The organism is Pseudomonas sp. St29 (genome assembly GCF_001547915.1).
Classification (GTDB): domain Bacteria; phylum Pseudomonadota; class Gammaproteobacteria; order Pseudomonadales; family Pseudomonadaceae; genus Aquipseudomonas.
The window spans coordinates 2,514,221-2,533,112 of the sequence record NZ_AP014628.1; the positions used below are offsets into that span (position 1 = coordinate 2,514,221).

Consider the following 18,892-nt stretch of genomic DNA (forward strand, 5'->3'; position numbering starts at 1 on the left):
GTATCGGCCACGGGCACGCGACCTTACCGGCCCATGCCCGCCCACCGCAGGATTGCCAAACACAGGTTTCAGGCCGGTCTCCGGGCTGACGAGTGTGGCGGCATTCGCCTTCCCATACCTTGGGTACAGTGGCGTGTTGAATGCAGCACTCGCTTACCGTTGCGGGGGCAGCACCGGACTAGCCCTGAAGGGGCGCACCGGTTTCCCGTTTCACCTCATGCACGGCGGCATGAGGCACCTGAAACTGGACGGCATGTTACGCAGCAAAGCGGCGAGCTCCAAGCGGCAAGCTGCAAGATAAAAGCTGCGATCTAGAAGCTGTTGCTTGGAGCTTGCCGCTTGGAGCTTGCAGCTTGCACCGCCCTGACGGTGTCGCCGGGCTGCAATTGCAGGCGCTTGGCGGTCAGGCGGTCCACCAGCAGGCAACCGGACACCAGGCGCCCGGGAGCGGCGGTGATGCGGCAGTTCTCCAGGCGCCGGTTGTGGATCAGCCACATCGGCGCCTGCGCGTCCGGAGTGCCCACCAGCAGGGGCAGGGTCTGGCTTTCACGCACGCTGCGGATCTTCGTCACCTCGGCCTCGATCAGCGGCCCGCCGTCGAAGATGTCGATGCAGCCCTGATGGTTGAAGCCTTCGTCCCGCAGGATGCTCACCGCCTGTTCGGTGCTGTGGTGGGCCTGGCCGATGGCGGCCTGGGCGTCGGGGCTGAGCAGGCAGGTGTACAGCGGCTGGCGCGGCATGAGTTCGGAGATGAAGGACTTGCCGCCCTGGCTGGACAGGCGATTGGCCTGCTGGAAGTCCATCTTGAAGAAGTGCCGCCCCAGGCTGTCCCAGAACGGCGAACGGCCCTGGCTGTCGAGCTGGCCCCGCAGCTCGGCCACCAGTTTGTCGCCGAACAGCTGCGGGTATTCGGCGACGAACAGCAGGCGCGCGGTGGACAGCAGGCGCCCGGTGTAGCCCTGGCGCTGGTCGTGGCGCAGGTACAGCGAGCAGAGCAGGGATTGCCCGGTCATCTCGTTGCACAGGAACAGGGTCGGAATCTCTTTGTCGATGCCCAGCTCCGGGGCGCGGCCGCGGGTGATGCCCAGCCGGTAGTTGTAGCTGGGCTCGCGCAGGCCGATGGCGCCGCTCAGGGCACAGACGCCGATCACTTGCTGGTCGTCGTCCTCGAGCACGAACAGGTAGTCGGCATCGGCCCGTTCCACCTGGTTGGCGAAGGTGCGCTGGGCCCAGCGCAGCCGATGAGCCAGGCGCTCGGGATCGGTGGAGAGGTTGTTCAACTCGCGACAGCTGCCCTGCAGCAGCTTCAGCAGCGCCTGCAGATCGCTGACACGCACCGGACGGACGATCATGGCACCGCTCCTTGGCGCTGCCGGGGGCAGCGGTAAAACCGGGGCCGGCTCATAACGCCACCCCGCGCACCGGCTCGCCCGGTGTCAATTGCAGGGCCTGGAACATCGAGTGATCCAGGCCGACCACGTCGCCCGGGGCTTCGTCGAGGGGCACGACAATCGCGCGAAAGCCCTGCAGCCGGTCGTTGCTCAGCAGCCAGTAGCGGCCCTGGCCGCTCTGCGGGCTCAGGTAACTGATCGCGACCCAGCTCTGAATGATCGAACGTAGCTGGTTGTTGCGGGCCTGCAGGGTCGGGCCGGCATCGAACAGGTCGACGTACTGGGTGGGCGCGAAGCCTTCGTCGACGAGGATGTCGCAGGCCTCCCGGGCTGCTGGGTGAATGCGTCCGATGCAGTCCTGGGCCGGCTGCGGCAGCATCGGGATGTACAGCGGATACTGGGGCATGAGTTCGGCGAGAAAGCCGCGGCCCTGCAAGGCGCACAGGCGTTCGGCCTCGACATAGGGCAGGTCGAAGAAGTGCTGGCCCACCGCTGCCCAGAAGGGCGATTGGCCGGCGGCGTCGCTGTAGCCGACGATCTCGCTGATGCAACTGTCGGCAAAGCGCCAGGGATGCGCGGCGATGAACAACAGGCGCGCGCGGGAGGTCAGTTGCGCCTGGGGCGTGCCTGCCAGCGCCGGATCGACATGGAAGCTGCGCAGCAGGGTCTGTTCACTGAGGTCCTGGCACAGCGACAGGGTCGGCACGGCGTGTTCGATGTTCAGCTCTCGCGAGCTGCTGATGAAGGGGCGGTTGCGCAGGCTGTAGAAGGGCGTGGCAAAGCCGGCGGTGGCGAGGATGTCCGAGCAGCCGTGCAGTTGGCCGCTGTCCTGGTCCTCGAGCACTAGAAAGTAGTTTTCCGGACCCTGGCGGGCCTCGACCTTGGCGAAGGACGCCAGGGAGTCGAGGATCTTCTCCCGCAGGCAGGTTTCGTCATCCACCAGCGAAGTCACGCCCAGCAGGCGTGCGCCGGCCAGACGCAGCAATTGAGGCAGATCGGATAACGCCACCGGACGCAAGGCCAGCATGGGTGTACTCCTGTATCAAGGGCCGTTCGCCCGGGGCGAACATCGGCCAGACATCACTGTCGATGACCACGCAGTTGCACGGCCGCGGCATCCGGCGGCCGGTCCCCGGGCCGCTCTTGACGGCGGCTCTCGGGGGCGCGCGACGCCATCCGGCGCCGCGCTGGGGGCTTATGGCTTGAGCGGATCGGGCAGGGCCGCGGCGCTGCCCAGCTTGTTCAAAAGGAACAGGTAGACCAGCCCGGCGAGGATCCAGATGGCGCCGAGTTTCTGCGCGTCCACGCCCATGTTGTACATGATGGCGCAGACGATCACGAAGCCGATCACCGGGCAGATCAGGTGGCGGATCACCTGGCCGGACTTCTGCCGGCGCCAGTAGAAGTTGATCACCGTGATGTGCAGCAGCATGAAGCCACTCAGGGCGCCGAAGTTGACCAGCGACGTCAGGGTGTCCACCGAGTTGATGAACAGGTAGCAGATCAGCAGCGACAGCACCGCCACCAGGTAGATGCTGATGTGCGGGGTGTTGTGTTTCGGGTGCACCTTGGCCAGCACCTTGGGCAGCTTGCCGTCCCGCGCCATGCCGAACAGCAGGCGCGACACCGCGGCTTGCGAGGTGATGGCCACCGCCACGCCCCAGGCCAGCGCCGTGGCCACCCCGGTGAGGGTCGCCAGCCAGCTGCCGGCGGCCAGTTCGGCGATCTCGTAGAAGGCGGTGTCGGCGGACTTGAAGCCCATGCCGGCGGCCAGGTCCGTGGCGATCCAGGTCTGCACCACGAAGATCGCGCCCATCACCACCAGGGTGATCAGCGCGGCGCGACCGACGCTGCGGCCGGGATCGCCCTTGACCTCTTCGGCGAGCGTCGAGATGGCGTCGAAGCCGAGGAACGACAGCACCGCGATCGACACGCCCTGCATCAGCATGCCGAAGTGGAAGTGGTCCGGGCTGTACAGCGGCGCCAGGGTCAGTTGGCCATTGCCGGCACCCCCGTGCAGGGCGTTCCAGGCGTAGAACAGGAAGATCCCCAGGACCACCAGCTGCGCCAGCAGGAACAGGATGTTCATCCGCGCGGTGAAGGTGATGCCCCGCAGGTTGACGAAGGTGGCGCTGACCAGGAACGCCAGGATGAAGCCGACCTTGGGCACTTCCGGGTACAGGTGGTTGAGCGCCATGGCGGCGTAGACGTAGAGCAGCGGCGGGATCAGCAGGTAGTCCAGCAGCATCAGCCAGCCGGCGAGAAAGCCGACATGCGGGTTGAGGCCACGCTGGGCGTAGGAATACACCGAGCCGGCAATGGGAAAGGCGCGGGCCATGGCGCCGTAGCTCAGGGCGGTGAAGACCATCGCCACCATGCCGATGATGTACGCCAGGGGCACCATGCCCGGGGCTTCCTGGTTGACGTAGCCGTAGACCCCGAACGGGGCGATCGGGATCATGAAAATCATCCCGTAGACCACCAGGTCACGCAGGCTCAGCCCGCGCTTGAGTTCCTGTTTGTAGCCGAATTCTTCAATCTCCATGAAGCGGTTCTCCTTGTAGCCAATGTAAGTGGACGAAGTCGGCGCCGAGGGTCGTCATGGACACCTCGTGCGCCGGACTGTGTTTGAACCTGGCAGGGTTAAAGACACACCACAGCTTGTTTTCTTGTTGTCGTTGCCGTCCGGCAAACGGTCTTGGTCGCGTTCAATCCTCTTGCTATCCGGGTTACAGCAGCGGTGCCAGGCGGTCGCTCCAGCACTGCACGGCCTCGGGGCTGCGCAGCAGATCGTTGCGCACCTCGATCAGCACCGATTCCAGGCCCCGGGCATCACCGTGCACCGGCACGGTCATGTCGCTCAAGGGGTCGATTTCATAAGGCTGGTTGCCCGCCACCTTTATCGGCAGGGTCCACAAACCTTCCAGTATTCGCGCGGCGTAGGCGGTGGCACTGCCATACAGCACGCCGACTTCCAGCGCGCGTGGCTGGCTGTAGTAGATCGGCGTGAAGCTGTGGATCCCCACCACCCGTACTTCGCGGCCGGCGGCCAGGCGCCGGTCGATGATGCGCTGCAGACGCTGGTGAAACGGCGTGAACAGCTGCTGGCGGCGGTATTCGCGGGTCGCCTCGTCCAGGTGCTGGTTGCCCGGCACCTGATAGATCTCGCTCTGCAGCGGGATGCTGTCGGGGGCGTGGCGCGGCCGGTTGAGGTCGATCAGCAGGCGCGAATAGTTGGCCGCGATCAGGGTCGCGCCCAGGGCCTGGGACAGGCTCTGGGCCAGTTCCAGGGCGCCCGGGTCCCAGGCGATGTGCTCGCGGGCCGCCACCTTGTCCAGGCCCAGGTCATGCAGGGGCGGTGGAATGTAGTGGCTGGCGTGCTCGCACACCAGGATCAGCGGATGCTCGGAGTCTTCCCGCAGCAGGCGGTAGGCCGGCTCGGTGTAGAAACCGTGCTCGGCGGATTTAGTACAGGTGTCCATAGTGCTCACAGAGTTCGGCAGCGGTCAGGTGCTCGGTCAGGGACACTTCCTTTTGTTTGACGGCGAAGTAGGTGCTCAGCAGCGGTTCCGGCAGAGCCTGCAGCAACTCCGTGTTGCTGCGCAGGTAATTCAGGGCCTGGGGCAGGCTGCCCGGCAGGGGCACGATGCCGCTGGCCAGGCGCTGTTCGGCGCTCAGCTCATCGGGGACCTTGTCGGTCACCGCGTTCAGCGCCAGCTTCTGTTCAATGCCCAGGCGTCCGGCGATCAGGATCACCGCCATGGCCAGATGTGGCGAGGCGGTGGCGTCCAGGGCACGGAATTCCAGGTTGTACTGCGGCGCCAGTGGCTTGCCGCCGATGTCCACGGTGGGGCAGATACGCAGTGAGGCTTCGCGGTTGCGCAGGCCCAGGCAAGCGTAGGAGGCGCTCCAGTGATGGGGCTGCAGGCGCTCGTAGGACAGGGGCGTCGGCGCGGTAAAGGCGCACAGTGCCGGCAGGTGCTTGAGCACCCCGGCGGCCCAGTGCTGGCCCAGCCGCGACAGGTCGTCGCCGCTGACCGCCTGGGGATCGTAGAGCAGCGGGGTGCCGTCCAGGTCCTGCAGGCTCAGGTGCAGGTGCACGCCGTTGCACACCGCGTCGGCGGCGGTCTTGGGGGCGAAGCTGACCCGCTGCCCCAACTGCCGGGCGATTTCCCGGGTGATCTCGCGCACGTTCACCGCGCGGTCGGCGGCGGCCAGGCCCTGGGTCGGGCGGCAGGTGATCTCGTATTGCTGCTTGCCGTATTCGGGGAGGAACATTTCCGGCTCGACCCCGGCCGCCCGCAATGCCGACAGCAGCCAGCCACCGAAGGCCGCGCCCTGGCGCTGGGCCTCCAGGGAGAAGGCCAGGTGCTCGCGCTGAGCGATGCCGCTGTCGAGGTTGAACTCGTGCTCGAAGGCGGCGGTGATCTGGATGCCCAGTTCACGGTAACGTGCCACCTCGTTGCGCAGCAGGGTGCGCGGGCAGGCGGCCCAGGGGCGGCCATCGGTCTCGCAGATGTCGGCGTGAATGAAGTCCAGGGGCGCGGCCGTGGCATCCGGTCCGGCACCGACAGTGACCCGGCTGTCCAGGTCGGGAATCAGCCGCAGGTCGCCGTAGGCGCCCCAGGGGTTGTCCTCGGCGATCAGGTCCTGGGGCGTCAGCGCGCTGTTGGCCGGCACCCAGCCGCAGCCGCCGAGGCGGTAGCGCTCCAGCTCGTCGCTGGGAAAGGAACGGCCCCGGGTGACGCCGATCAGGTCGGTGGTGACGATGCTGGTCATGGCCACGGGCGTCAGGGCCTCGATGCCCTGGCCGCGGCTCATCCGCGGATCTCCCGCAGGCGGCCGAGCACGGTGTCGGTGTCGGTGATCCAGCAGTAGCCCTTGATCGCGTTGAGGCAGGCCTGGTGCCGGGCGTCGCTGTAGGTGGCGCAGGCGTCTTCCACCAGGGTCACCAGGTAGCCGCGGTCGGCGGCGTCGCGCACCGCCATGTCCACGCACTGATCGGTGACGATCCCGGCGACGATCAGGTGGCGGGTTTCCAGGTTGCGCAGCACGTAGTCGATGTTGGTGGAGTTGAACACCCCGGAGGAGGTCTTGGGCAGGACAATCTCGTTTTCCACCGGCGTCAGCTCGTCGATGATTGCCGCCTGGGGGCTGCCCTTGGGCAGGTGCATGTTCGACAGCTTGTGATCCAGGGAGCGGTCACGGCCGTCGGCGGTCAGGCTTTCGATAAGGGTGTGCAGCACGTTCTGCCGCGCTTCGCGTACCGCGGCCAGGAGGCGTTGCTGGTTGGGAATCACCTGTTGCCGGGCGCGCTGCAAAAAGGCTTGGCCTTCGGGCTCCTGCAAGTGCGGGTCGAACTGCGGCTCCAGCCACGCCCGCTGCATGTCCACCAGCAGCAGGGCGGTGTGATCGACAACGAAGGGCAGGTCCCGGGGCGAACGGTGGGGCAGGCTGAACATCCTTATTTTTCCTCCAGCACATGGGTATCGAATTGCGCCCGCAGGGCATCGATGCCCTCCAGGCGTTGATCAAGATGGGCGCTGCGCGGGGTCAGGCAGGCGATCAGCGCCTCGACCTGGGCCAGCGCCGGCACCAGGGTGTCGAATGGCGACAGGGACTCCACCGGGGCGCTGATGATCAGGTCGGCCAGCTCGCGCAGCGGCGAGGCATAGATGTCGGTGAACAGCACCACCCGGGCATGGCGCGCCTTGGCCGCGCTGGCCACCCGCAGGGCCTGGGACTGATAGCGGCGGTAGTCGAACAGCAGCACCAGGTCCTGGCGCTGGATATCGAACAGACGGTCCGGCAGTTGCGCATTGTCTTCCAGCAACAGGCAGCCGGGGCGCATCAGGCGCAGGTGGTTGAGCAGGTAGTGGGCGAGGAAGCTGCTGAAGCGTCCACCGAAGCAGTACACCGCGTGGCGGCTGTCCTGCAGCCAGTCCACGAGGACGCGCACGTCTTCGGGCTGGGTCAGGGCCTGGGTGTCCTGCAGGGCGCGCTGGCTGTCCGCCAGGTAGCGGCCCCAGGTGTCGCCCTGGGCCACTTGCGCCCGGGGGCGGAGCAGGGTGCTAGGGGACCGCAGGCGGTCGTCCATGTCACTGAGCAGGGCTTCCTGGAACTCGCCGTAGCCGCTGAAACCGAGCTTCTTCACCAGCCGCACTATGGTCGGGTCACTGACCCCGGCGTGTTCCGCCAGGCGCGACATCGGCCCCAGGCCGTTGCGCGGGTAGTGGTCGAGCAGTGCACGCACCACCTTGCGCTCCGCGGGCGTCAGGTCGAGGGCCGAGTCGGTGATCAGGTCTTTGAGAGAGGGCATCGGGTGCCTTGGAACGTGATGTCGGTTTTATTTCATGAAAAGGTGAAATTGATATTTATGTAATAGACGCTACATGTCTAGTGAAAAGTTGCTTGATAGCAAAATGCCCTGAAATGGGGCGGGGTTTGGGGGCAGGGGGGCAGGGGCAGGGGCAGGGGCAGGGGCAGGGGTAGGGGTAGGGGTAGGGGTAGGGGTAGGGGTAGGGGTAGGGGGCGCTCTTGCAGTGGGTGGGATGGGGGTATATCCGTTGCTGAGGGTGTGGCTGCTGGTGGTTTCGTCTTTTGGGGGCTGTGCCACGGGGTACATATCCGTTGCTGCGGGTGCGGCCACTTAGGGTTTCGCCCTTACGGCGACTCACTTTTGTCAAACGACACAAAAGTAAGCAAAAAGTCTTGCCCCTCCATACGGCCCCTCGCTGAGGCTCGGGGTGCCCGAGCTCCGGCATTGCTCCGGGGGCCCGCCGCCAACCGGCCATCCATGGCCGGGTGGCGGCTAGCTCGGCATCCATGCCGAGCTGCCCCCTACGCAACGCCTACGCTCGGCCTGCTGGGAAGGGGCCGGAAGATCAAGATCAAGATCAAAGGCCAACGCCAAAACCCAGGTGCGCAGGCTGGTTCCCTGTAGCCGCTGCCGCAGGCTGCGAACGAGCGCTAGCGCTCGCAAAACCAGGCGGCGCGGTGGTTCAGGAACAGTGGGTATGCAGGTTTAGCGTCTCCTACGGAGCCGTTCGCAGCCTGCGGCAGCGGCTACATGTAATGCGAACGGCGATGAAACAGGTTGGCCGGCAGGCCGCATTCAGATTTTGTTTTTGTTTTTGATCTGGCTTTTGATCTTCCTGCCCCTTTAGACACGATGCCTTCGTTCGGGCATGCCTCGCTATGCGAGGCACCGAGTGGAGGGGCAGGAGCCTTTGGTTACTTTGGGCTGGCCGGCATTCCGGGTTTCAAAGTGACTCGCTGTAAGAGCGAAACCCTAAGCGGCCGTGACCGCAGCAACGGATATGTACCCCGTCCCACTCGCTGTAAGAGCGAAACCCTAAGCGGCCGTGACCGCAGCAACGGATATGTACCCCGTCCCACTCGCTGTAAGAGCGAAACCCTAAGCGGCCGTGACCGCAGCAACGGATATGTACCCCGTCCCACTCGCTGTAAGAGCGAAACCCTAAGCGGCCGTAACCGCAGCAACGGATATGCACCCCGTCCCACTCGCTGTAAGAGCGAAACCCTAAGTAGCCGCACCCGCAGCAACGGATATGTACCCCGTCCCACTAGCTAAAAGAGCGCCCCCCAGGTGGCCGCACCCGCAGCAACGGATATGCCCCCCGATCCCACCAGCGCAAAAGGCACCCCCCCATCACTGCCCCCACCTTTCACCCTGCCCGCGCTCACACTCGATCCCCAGTTCAATCAATTGCTCCAGAGGCACCGCCGGCGAGAAGAAATACCCCTGGGCACAGCCAATGCCAATGCTCCGCAAAATATCGATCTGCTCCTGGGTCTCGACCCCTTCGGCGGTCAGCGTCGCCTGGTACAGGCGGGCGCTTTCCTGGGCGATGGTGACCGCGGTGCGCATCCGTTCGTAATGCAGCAGCGAGATCATCGAGTGGTCGATCTTCACTTCCGCAAAGGGGTATTTGGCCAGAATGCTCAGCGCCGAATAGCCGGTGCCAAAGTCGTCCAGGGACAGGGTCACGCCGTGGTCCTTGAGCAGGAGCATGTTGTGGGCCACTTGGCGGGTGTCCTGCAGCAGGGTGTTTTCGGTCAGTTCCAGGGCCAGGCGGTGGCCGGGCAGGCCGCTCTCCTTGAGGCGCCGTATCAGCAGCACGGCAAAGTTGGCATCGCTCAGGGTCGAGGCCGAGACGTTCACCGCCAGGGGCCCCGGCAAGCCGGCGTCGATGTAGCGCCGGGCATCGCGGATCACCGTTTCGATGGTCGCCCATTCGAAGGCATGCAGCAGGTCGTGATGGCGGATCACCTCCAGAATCAGCAGCGGGGAAATGCTCTCACCCTTTTCATCCCGGGCCCGCAGCAGCGCTTCGGCGCCGATCACCGTGCGCCGGCTCAGGCAGAACTTCGGCTGGTAGTGCAGAGGCGGGTGGTTGGAGCGGACCCATTCCAGCAGTTGCTGGCGGATGCGTTCGTTGTTCTGGGCCTGTTCGATCAGCGACTGGTGCAGGTAGCGCACCGGCTGGCGGCTGTCCTCCAGCGCCAGGCTGATGTTGCGCAAGGTGATGTTGGGGCTGCCGCCGGCGCAGGCATCGATCACGCAGAACTGCAGTGTGGGCGACAGCCCGCCGTCGCCGGGCAGGCTGGCCTGCAGGGTCATCTGCAGGGTGGCCAGCAGCGCCGACTCCTCGACCTGGTGGATGGAGCAGTCCGGCAGGGCCAGGGCCAGGCTCAGGTCGGAAAACATGAAGGGGCTGGGCTCGGTGGCGGCCTGCAGGACATGCCGGGCCGCTCCGTCCCTGAACTGCTGCGCCAGGCCGACCAGCAACTGATCGGTCCAGTCGTGACCGTGGATGGCCACCAGATCCTTGAGGTTGCCGATCTTGATCACCAGCAGGGTGTGCTGCCCGAGCCTGTGCCCGTTGCGCTGCAGCAGTCGTTCCAGGTAGATGCTCAGGGCCCGGCGATTGGGCAGTTGCGTGGTCGAATCGGTCAGCGCCTGTTGCAGCAGACGCTGCTGCGCCTGCTGGTAGCGGGTCTCGCGGCGCAGCATGGCGAGGATCAGGATGATCAGCGGCAGGGAGAGCAGGGTCGAACTGATGCGCAGGGACAGCAACTGTGCGGTGACGGCGGAATCGACGCTGCCGAACCAGTCGATCAGCTGTATCGGCACAATGGCCGCGCCGATCCGCATCAGCACCACCGGGGTCATGTCCTTGAGGCGCAGGGACCGCAGGTTGCGCGACTCGAACCAGCGATGCAGCAGCACGCCGCCCAGGGTCATCATGCTGAAACTGAACAGGGCTTCGGCAAACAGTTCGGCGCCGGCAATCCAGAAGCGCGCCAGCGCCACCAGTGCCAGGCAGGTCAGGCCGCCCCACCAGCCGCCCAGCAAGCCGGCAAGAAACAGCATGTCGTTGCTCAGGAACACTTTCATCGGGGCTTGCATGAACTGCGAGGCCAGGGCGATCAACGCGACGTTGCTGGCACCGAGGATCGACCCCAGCAGCACTTTCTTCGACTGGATCAGGCGCTGGGCGTCCTCGCGCAGCATCAGCAGGGTGCTGAAGATCCCTACCATGGCCACGTATTGCAGGAGGATGATCGGCAGGAGCGACGTGTTGAGCGCCAGGTCGAGGGAGAGGTGCTCCCAGATACCGCTGTGCATGGTTGTCTAGGTGCCTGGTTGGATCGAAACGTGGAGGAGGGCTGGAGGATAAGATTGCGGTGCCTGGGTGGCCTATCAGCTGATTCTTTTTTTGGGGGGAGTTTATTCTTGATTTTTATGAGAGCTTTCCAGTGTTCGCCGTTGGTTTTTTCCCCGGTCATCGTGCTACAACCCCGTTTCAGCCCCGCTTGTCCTGTGTCGAGATCGCCCCATTGCCGGCCACCCGCCTGACCCTGATCTGCCATGCCCGTACCGCCGCCCAGAAGCAGGCGCGCCTGCCCCTGGACGAAGCCCTGGACATCGACTGGCAGGCCCAGGCCCTGAGTCGGGCGGCAGCCTTCAAGCCCGGGCTGCGGGTGCTCTGCGGACCGGAGCAGCGCACCCGGCAGACCGCTGCGTTGTTCAGCGCCGCGCCGCAGGTGCAGGAGGCCTTGCGCGACTGTGGTTTCGGCGCCTGGCAGGGGCTGCGCCTTGCCGAATTGCAAGCGCGAGAGCCCCAGGCCTTGCAGGCCTGGCTCGAAGACCCGCAGTGCGCGCCGCCGGGGGGAGAATCGCGGGTCCAATTGTGCCGGCGCGTGGCGCAGTGGCTGGAGCAGATGGCCCAGCAACCCGGGCACTGGCTGGCAGTGACCCATCCCATGGTGATCCGCGCCGCCATGCTCCAGGTGCTGCAGGCGCCCCTGAGCAGTTTCAACCTGCTGGACATCGAGCCTTTGGGCCGCCTCGACCTGAGCCACGCCGGGCGCTGGCGCCTGCGCCTGGATGGCCGTGACTGAGCACCGGGCCCGGCGGCGCATTTCTCGGTCGCGCCGCACCGCCCATACTGTCCCCAGGCTCAACAGCGAGAACCCGACCCCATGAAAACCCTTCTGGTCATCGGCATCGGTGCCGGCAACCCCGATTTCATCACCATCCAGGCGATCAAGGCGCTGAACCGCTGCGACCTGGTGTTTCTGATGGACAAGGGCCCGAGCAAGGATTCACTGCTCGATCTGCGCCGCGAGCTGTGCCAACGCTACCTCACCGAGCGCCCTTATCGCTTCGTCGAGGCGCAGACGCCGGAGCGTCAGCGTGGCGACGTGGACTACCCGGCCAGCGTGCAGGCGCTGAACCGTGACAAGCAGCGGATCTTCGAACGCCTGATCAACGAGGAACTGGAACCGGGGCAGACCGGGGCCTTCCTGGTCTGGGGCGATCCCGGGCTGTATGACAGCACCTTGCGTATCCTGGAGCAGATCCTGGCCAGTGGCGCGGCGCAGTTCGACTATCAGGTGATCCCCGGCATCACCAGCGTCCAGGCCCTGGCCGCCCAGCACAAGGTGCCGCTCAACCGCATCGGCTGTTCGCTGGAAATCACCACCGGCCGCCGTCTGGCGGCGGGGCAGGCCGGAACGGCCGACAGCCGGGTGGTGATGCTGGATGCCGAGGATGCCTATTGCCAACTGCGCAATCAGGATCTGGACATCTACTGGGGTGCCTACCTGGGCACCGCGGACGAGATCCTCATTTCCGGGCGGCTCGACGAGGTCGCCGACCAGATCCAGCGGGTCCGGCGCCAGGCGCGGGAGACGCATGGCTGGATCATGGACACCTACCTGCTGCGTAAACCGGAGCCCTAGCCGCTGGCCTGGCAGCGCATCCTGGGCCGCCAAGCCGCCAAGCCGCCAAGCCGCCGACCGCTACAGCGAGCGGTGCCCAGCGTTGCCGGCGAAGGGCCGTGGCGTGCGCTCATCGCGCCTGCTTCGACGGCGGGATGTGGCGGTGAACATGCACCGTTGTGCGGCGAATGTCGGGTTGTTCAACGAAAATGCACGGTGTCGGGGCGCTGGCAGAGGCACGCGGACGCAAGCGCAGGGTTTTTGTAAGTATTTGTCGCATAAACACAATTTGCCGCTTCAGAGCCGCTCTAGACTGCTGGCCACTTCGATTTGCCCATAATCGAAACCAGCCAATAAAAGTCTCCGTCTCCTGGAGTTATAAATGAACAAGTTTGCGCTGTTTGGTGCCCTGGCACTGTCGCTGTTTTCCTTCACCGCTTCGGCCGACGAGGCCAAGCCGATCCGTATCGGCATCGAAGCCGGCTACCCGCCGTTCTCGATGAAGACCCCCGACGGCAAGCTCACCGGTTTCGACGTGGACCTGGGCGACGCCCTGTGCGAGCAGATGAAAGTCAAATGCACCTGGGTCGAGCAGGAGTTCGATGGCCTGATCCCGGCGCTGAAGGTGAAGAAGATCGACGCCATCCTGTCGTCCATGACCATCACCGACGACCGCAAGAAGAACGTCGATTTCACCATCAAGTACTACCACACCCCGGCGCGCTTCGTGATGAAGGCTGGCACCGCCATCAAGGACCCGCTGACCGAGCTCAAGGGCAAGAAAGTCGGCGTGCTGCGTGCCAGTACCCACGACCGCTTCGCCACCGAAGTGCTGGTGCCGGCGGGCATCGACCTGGTGCGCTACGGCTCCCAGCAGGAAGCCAACCTGGACATGGTTTCCGGTCGTGTCGACGCGCTGCTGGCCGACTCGGTCAACCTCAATGACGGCTTCCTGAAAACCGACGCCGGCAAGGGCTTCGCCTTCGTCGGTCCCGAGTACAACGATCCGAAGTACTTCGGTGGCGGTGCCGGCATAGCCGTGCGCAAGGGCGACAAGGAGCTGGCGGAGAAATTCAACAGCGCCATCACCGAGATCCGCGCCAACGGCAAGTACAAGCAAGTGCAAGACAAGTACTTCGATTTCGACGTCTACGGCGAGTAAGCCGTCGGCTCGATACATGAGGTAAAAAAAGGTGGCGGCCGCAACTCGGTCGCCACCTTTTTTCTGCGCCACTGTTTTATTCTGCACCGCGCTTTTTCTTGAACCCTGGAGCCAGCATGCAACGCATCGACCATTCCCTGCCCTGGGGCCACCTGGGCACCCAGCGCCAGCTCAGCGTGTTCCGCTTTGGCAGCGGCACGCGCAAGGTGTACATCCAGGCCAGCCTGCACGCCGATGAATTGCCGGGCATGCGCACCGCCTGGGAGCTCAAGCAGCGTCTGGCCGAGCTGGAACGCCAGGGCCGCCTTGAGGGGGTGATCGAGCTGGTGCCGGTGGCCAACCCCATCGGCCTGGATCAGCAGGTGCAGGGCAGCCACCTGGGGCGTTTCGAACTGGGCAGCGGCAAGAACTTCAACCGCGCCTTCGTCGAGCTCAGCGGCCCGGTGGGCGACCTGATCGGCAAGCAGCTGGGCAGCGATGCCAGCGCCAATATCGCCTTGATCCGCGGCGCCATGCTCCAGGTGCTGGACGAACTGCCGCCGCCGGCCTCGCAACTGGAGGCCTTGCACCGATTGCTGCTGCGCCATGCCTGTGACGCCGATATCACCCTGGATCTGCACTGCGATTTCGAAGCGGCGATCCACCTCTACGCCTTGCCCCAGCACTGGCCGCAGTGGCAGTCCCTGGCGGCGCGGCTCAAGGCCGGGGTGGCGCTGCTCTGTGAAGACTCCGGCGGCAGCTCCTTCGACGAGTCCTGTTCCGCGCCCTGGCTGCGCCTGGCTCGGGATTTTCCCCGGGCGGCCATTCCCCCGGCCAACCTGGCCACCACCCTGGAGCTGGGCAGCATGGGCGACACCCGGGTCGAGCAGGCCCGGGCCAATGCCGAGGCCATCCTCGGCTTTCTCGCCGAACAGGGCCTGATCAGCGGCGACTGGCCCGCCGCACCGCAACAGTGCTGCGAAGGCATGCCCTTCGAAGGCACCGAGTACCTGTTTGCCCCGCACCATGGCGTGGTCAGCTTCCTGCGCGAGGCCGGCGAGTGGGTGGAGCGCGGCGATGCCCTGTTCGAAGTGGTCGACCCGCTGCACGACACCGTCAGCACCGTGCGGGCCGGCACCAGCGGGGTGCTCTTTGCCCTGGACCGCGGACGCTACACCCAGCCGGGCATCTGGCTGGCCAAGGTGGCCGGCCGCGAGGCGATTCGCGCCGGCAAACTGATCAACGACTGAACCGCCAGGGGCGAGGCCGACGAGGCGCGGGCACTGGCTGGCCAGGGAAAGCGGCGGTGGGTTGGTCCTCGACGCGCCAGCGCGCCCTTCGCCGGCTAGCCGGTTCCTGCACTAGAGGTGTCCGTGTCCCGAGTGTCCCTGTCTATCCGCCTGCTGTTCACCCTGTGCCTGCTGGCGGCCACCTTCAATCACCTGCGCGCCGCAATGGACCACGGGTTGCTCTGGGACTATGGCTATGGCGTCGACACGCCCCTGGCCAGCCGGGCGTTCTGGGGTTCCCTGAGCTTTTTCGACCCGCTGGCGGCGTTGCTGCTGTGGCTGCGCCCGCGCTGGGGGTTGCTGCTGACCCTGGCGATCATCGTGCTGGATGTCGTGCACAACAGCTTTTATGTGGCGGCCCACGGCCAGTGGCTGGAAACCTTCTACCTGTCCCAGGTGGGGTTCGGGCTGGCGGTGCTGGTGCTGCTGCCTTTGGCCTGGCGGGGGCTGGCGCTGTCCGACAGATGAACCTGCGGGCCCGGCGATGCTAGGCTCCGGCACTGATTTTCTGACCATCCCTCAAGCACAAGGAGCCGCACATGATCCGCAACCTGGCGCTATTGCTCGCCTTGGCCGCGCCCCTGGCCCACGCCGAACCGACGCTGCGCGACGATCTGCCGTTGCGCTACCTGGAGCAGGCCCCCGCGGACACCCGCAACCAGCCGCTGGTGATCTTCCTGCATGGCTACGGCAGCAACGAGGCCGACCTGTTCGGCCTGCATGAGCGCCTGCCGACGACCTACACCTACCTTTCGGCCAGGGCGCCGCAGACCCTGGAGCAGGGCAGTTACCAGTGGTTCCAGCGCAAGGGCCAGGGCGCCTATGACGGCGTGACCGAGGAGCTGGCCGGCAGCGCCGAGCTGATTGGCCAGTTTGTCCGCGGCGCGGTGGCCAAGTACCACACCCAGCCGGACAAGGTGGTGCTGGTGGGGTTCAGCCAGGGCGCGGTCATGGCCTATGAAGTGGGGCTGCGTCATCCGCAGTCGGTGCGCGGCATTGCCGCCCTGAGCGGGAAGATCCTGCCGCTGCTGGCGGCCCAGGTGAAAGACAGCCCCGACCTGCAGCGCCTGGGCATCTTCATCGGCCACGGCACCGACGATCGGCGCCTGCCCTACAGCGACGGGGAGCAGGCCAATCGCCTGCTCCGTGGAGCCTCGCTGCAACCGCAGTTCCATGCCTACCCGGGATTGGGGCACAGCATCAGCGAAGCCGAGATCGAAGACCTCAAGGCTTGGCTGCAGGGGCTCAACCCCTGAGCCGAAGCGGGTTTTACTGACCGAGGATCTGCTTCATCAGCGCTGCATGGCCGGCCTTGTCGGCGGCCCGGGAAATCACCTGCACCACCGCCATGCGCGAGCCGGAACCGGCGATCAGGGTCGAGTTCAGGGTCTGGCCGCCGCCCTGGGTCGCGGTGCTGTCGATCTGCCGCACCCCCAGGCCCTTGAGGGTCATGCTCTTTTCACTCTGCTTGCTGAAGTCCGGCAGGGCGGCGGCCTGTTGCGAGAGAAAACTGCTGACCGCGGCATCGAGAAAGGCGCTGTCGTTGTCCTTGACCTGGGCCGCATTGGGAATGTTGTTCTGCGCGGCGATCACCACGGTGCGGGTGGTGGCGTTGGAATACAAAGTGCCGCTGGCGCCCGCGGTGCCATCGGCCTCGCTGCCGGCCGGCAGGGCCGAGGCGCTGAAGCCCTTGGGCAGGGTGAAGGCCAGCTTGCCGCCAAGCATCGAGACCTTTTCCCCGGGCGCCTGCTTGGCCGTGGACTTGCCGGCCGCGAGCGCGTTCAGCGCACCAAAGCCCGCCACCGCGGCGAACACCAGGACCAGGGCTTTTCTAGCGAAGGATGACATGCACAATCTCCGGGCATGGGATCAGGGGGGGGCGCATCATCCCATGGTCGTCACGGCCTGCTCCAGCAAGTTTTTTGCGCGTTAGTCGTTGTTCTTCAGATGGCCGTTGCTGATGCCGCGCATCAGGCGCTGCCGGTGCGCCGGCTTGAGGTGGCAATCACTGCCCCGGCGATGATGAGGACCGCCGGTACCAGCAGGATCGGCTTGGCGTGGGTTTGACCGGCGACGATCAGCAACAGGGTGGAAAACAGCGGGGCGAGATAGGAAAGAGCGCCGAGACTCGCCAGGTTGCCGTGTTTGGTCGCGTGATCCCATGCAAAGAACGCCAGGCCAACCGGGCCCAGCCCGAGGCCGATGATCGCCAGCCATTGCCCGTAGTCAGGCTGAACCATGGTTTCGAACGCCAGGTGACAAAGCGCTCCGGCTACCGCCACCAGGCCGCAGATTGCGCCGATGATGCTGCTGGGGACGTTGCTGAAGCGTCGATTGATCACCGAGTAACCCGACCAGACCAAGGCACAGAGCAAGGCGGCCGCATAGCCAGCGATCGGCATGCTGGCCACGCCGGACTGTGAGCGTTGCTGCATGATGAACGCCGTACCGGCGAGCCCCAGGAGCGCTCCCAGCAGTTGTCGCGGGCGCAGTTGCTGACCGCCCGTGGCACCGGCCAGCAAGACCATCAGCAGGGGCCAGAGGTAGGCAATCAGGCTGGCCTCGGCCGGGGGCGCGGCCTTGAGGGCAAAGAAGTACAGCGCGTGATAGGCAAAGATTCCCAGAAACCCCGTGGCCCAGACCTTCCACGGCTGGCGCCAGCCACGGAATCCGGCGGTGCCTCGCAGCCCGAGAATGAGCAGGCTGGCGAGGAATGCCACGCTAAAGCTCAATGCCAGCAGTTCAAAGGGCGGGATGCCTGACGTCAGGGTGGTGAGCAAGGCCAGGCAGGACCACAGAAAAACCGCAATGACCCCCATGGCGGTTGCCCAGGCGGCAGGCCGGTGGGGCCTGGCTGTTTGGGTCGAGGTTGCTGGTTGTGTCATGAGGCCCGCCTGATCCGCATTTCGAAACGCGGATGATAGAAAAGGGCGCTGGCCCGGGTATTGGCTTGGGCTGCCGAATACCTGTTCCAGGCTGCACCTTTTCAGGACGTGCTGGCGCTCCTTCGGACCGCTGCCGGTGTCAGGTTGCGGTTTTTTTTCAGCGCGTGATTCAAGGCGCTCTGGTCGGCGTAACCCGCGCGCTGGGCAATGTCCGCGATCGACAGTCGAGTGTCGCGCAACAGGTCCATGGCCAGGTCCAGGCGCAGACGGGTGACATGGGCAAAAGGCGTGGTTTTCAGCTGCTGCTCGAACAGTGTGTACAAGCGTCGTTCGCTGGTGCCTGAAACCCTGGCTATTTGCGCGGCGGTCAGAGGCGTGTCCAGATTGTTTTCGATATGGGTCAGGGCCCTGGCCAGGGTGAGTGACCCGTGGTCATGTGCACGGCCATAAGGCTGGACCAGGGACGAAATCAGCAAGTTGCTCCAGGACTGCGCCATCTCTGACGAGCGGACCAGCAAGGGCTCGCTGTGCGTGGCGTAGTCAAGCAGGTGGCGAATCGGCGGCCTGACCGCGAAGAAGCCTGGCTGCTGAAGCCGCTTGATGCTTTCAGTTTCGCTCTGGTCGGTGCCGGCCGAGGCGAGCGGCAGATCCAGCACCAGGAAGCGGTTGGTGGAGCTGGCACAAAAGGCATGCGCGGTGCCTGCCGGAATGATCACGCCCTGGCTCCAGTCGACTCGACCGCCACGCCCATCGATCTCTATGTCCATGGCGCCTGATTGCGGCAGCACGATCTGGTGATGGTCGTGGTCATGCCGCTCAACCTGCTCTGAATAGGTTCGTAGGGTCAATGCAACCTGGAGTGTGCCTGTGCGACTCATCACGCTCTTCCACCCGTTTGAAAATCCATCATGCAGGCGCGTCTGCGCCCGTGTATCG

At 65.3% G+C, this 18,892-nt stretch carries 17 protein-coding genes and 1 riboswitch; of the genes, 6 read left to right on the forward strand and 11 right to left on the reverse strand.

Annotated elements, in window-relative coordinates; genetic code table 11:
• Window positions 1-54 precede the first annotated feature (54 nt).
• Window positions 55-257, reverse strand: a riboswitch (cobalamin riboswitch).
• Between the two features lie 54 nt (window positions 258-311).
• The 8 genes from PST29_RS11410 to PST29_RS11445 all read right to left on the reverse strand — a co-directional run bounded on the left by PST29_RS11410 (window position 312) and on the right by PST29_RS11445 (window position 11,043).
• Entirely contained in the window at window positions 312-1,352 is a 1,041-nt protein-coding gene (locus PST29_RS11410) for an arginine N-succinyltransferase (RefSeq protein WP_060838559.1), read from the reverse strand.
• A 49-nt stretch (window positions 1,353-1,401) separates the two neighbouring features.
• Complete coding sequence (locus PST29_RS11415; RefSeq protein WP_060843111.1) at window positions 1,402-2,418, reverse strand: arginine N-succinyltransferase; 1,017 nt, start codon at window positions 2,416-2,418, stop codon at window positions 1,402-1,404.
• Between the two features lie 168 nt (window positions 2,419-2,586).
• Entirely contained in the window at window positions 2,587-3,936 is a 1,350-nt protein-coding gene (locus tag PST29_RS11420; protein ID WP_060838561.1) for an APC family permease, read from the reverse strand.
• A 184-nt stretch (window positions 3,937-4,120) separates the two neighbouring features.
• Complete coding sequence (locus PST29_RS11425; RefSeq protein ID WP_060843112.1) at window positions 4,121-4,873, reverse strand: N-formylglutamate amidohydrolase; 753 nt, start codon at window positions 4,871-4,873, stop codon at window positions 4,121-4,123.
• Entirely contained in the window at window positions 4,857-6,212 is a 1,356-nt protein-coding gene (locus PST29_RS11430; protein ID WP_060843113.1) for a glutamine synthetase family protein, read from the reverse strand. Before PST29_RS11430 ends, PST29_RS11425 begins: the two co-directional genes overlap by 17 nt.
• A complete protein-coding gene (locus PST29_RS11435; RefSeq protein ID WP_060838564.1) occupies window positions 6,209-6,853 on the reverse strand; it encodes an isochorismatase family cysteine hydrolase in 645 nt (214 codons plus the stop codon). Before PST29_RS11435 ends, PST29_RS11430 begins: the two co-directional genes overlap by 4 nt.
• 2 nt (window positions 6,854-6,855) lie before the next feature.
• Window positions 6,856-7,710, reverse strand: coding sequence for a MurR/RpiR family transcriptional regulator (locus PST29_RS11440; RefSeq protein ID WP_060838565.1), 855 nt, complete (start codon window positions 7,708-7,710; stop codon window positions 6,856-6,858).
• 1,353 nt (window positions 7,711-9,063) lie between these two features.
• A complete protein-coding gene (locus PST29_RS11445) occupies window positions 9,064-11,043 on the reverse strand; it encodes a GGDEF domain-containing phosphodiesterase (protein WP_060843114.1) in 1,980 nt (659 codons plus the stop codon).
• Between the two features lie 212 nt (window positions 11,044-11,255).
• Here PST29_RS11445 and PST29_RS11450 point away from each other — a divergent pair, with 212 nt between their 5' ends.
• The 6 genes from PST29_RS11450 (at window position 11,256) to PST29_RS11475 (ending at window position 16,327) form a co-directional block, all read left to right on the forward strand.
• Window positions 11,256-11,819: a histidine phosphatase family protein gene (locus PST29_RS11450; protein ID WP_060838567.1), complete on the forward strand. Its 564-nt coding sequence runs from the start codon at window positions 11,256-11,258 to the stop codon at window positions 11,817-11,819.
• A gap of 81 nt (window positions 11,820-11,900) precedes the next feature.
• Entirely contained in the window at window positions 11,901-12,662 is a 762-nt protein-coding gene (cobF, locus tag PST29_RS11455; RefSeq protein WP_060843115.1) for a precorrin-6A synthase (deacetylating), read from the forward strand.
• 361 nt (window positions 12,663-13,023) lie between these two features.
• Window positions 13,024-13,803, forward strand: a complete 780-nt coding sequence (locus PST29_RS11460) for an ABC transporter substrate-binding protein (RefSeq protein ID WP_060838569.1) — start codon at window positions 13,024-13,026, stop codon at window positions 13,801-13,803.
• 116 nt (window positions 13,804-13,919) lie between these two features.
• Entirely contained in the window at window positions 13,920-15,032 is a 1,113-nt protein-coding gene (locus PST29_RS11465; protein WP_060843116.1) for a succinylglutamate desuccinylase/aspartoacylase family protein, read from the forward strand.
• 117 nt (window positions 15,033-15,149) lie between these two features.
• Window positions 15,150-15,539, forward strand: a complete 390-nt coding sequence (locus tag PST29_RS11470) for a hypothetical protein (protein WP_060843117.1) — start codon at window positions 15,150-15,152, stop codon at window positions 15,537-15,539.
• 71 nt (window positions 15,540-15,610) lie between these two features.
• Window positions 15,611-16,327: an alpha/beta hydrolase gene (locus tag PST29_RS11475; RefSeq protein WP_060843118.1), complete on the forward strand. Its 717-nt coding sequence runs from the start codon at window positions 15,611-15,613 to the stop codon at window positions 16,325-16,327.
• 13 nt (window positions 16,328-16,340) lie between these two features.
• Here the strand turns inward: PST29_RS11475 and PST29_RS11480 are convergent, their stop codons facing one another.
• The 3 genes from PST29_RS11480 to PST29_RS11490 all read right to left on the reverse strand — a co-directional run bounded on the left by PST29_RS11480 (window position 16,341) and on the right by PST29_RS11490 (window position 18,834).
• The gene (locus tag PST29_RS11480; RefSeq protein ID WP_060838573.1) at window positions 16,341-16,919 is read right to left on the reverse strand and encodes a hypothetical protein; all 579 of its coding nucleotides are present in this window, start codon (window positions 16,917-16,919) and stop codon (window positions 16,341-16,343) included.
• A gap of 122 nt (window positions 16,920-17,041) precedes the next feature.
• Window positions 17,042-17,956 carry an aromatic amino acid exporter YddG gene (gene yddG, locus PST29_RS11485; RefSeq protein ID WP_060843119.1) on the reverse strand — a complete coding sequence of 305 codons (915 nt, stop codon included), beginning with the start codon at window positions 17,954-17,956 and terminating at the stop codon, window positions 17,042-17,044.
• A gap of 101 nt (window positions 17,957-18,057) precedes the next feature.
• Complete coding sequence (locus tag PST29_RS11490) at window positions 18,058-18,834, reverse strand: helix-turn-helix domain-containing protein (RefSeq protein ID WP_060843120.1); 777 nt, start codon at window positions 18,832-18,834, stop codon at window positions 18,058-18,060.
• Window positions 18,835-18,892: the final 58 nt, after the last annotated feature.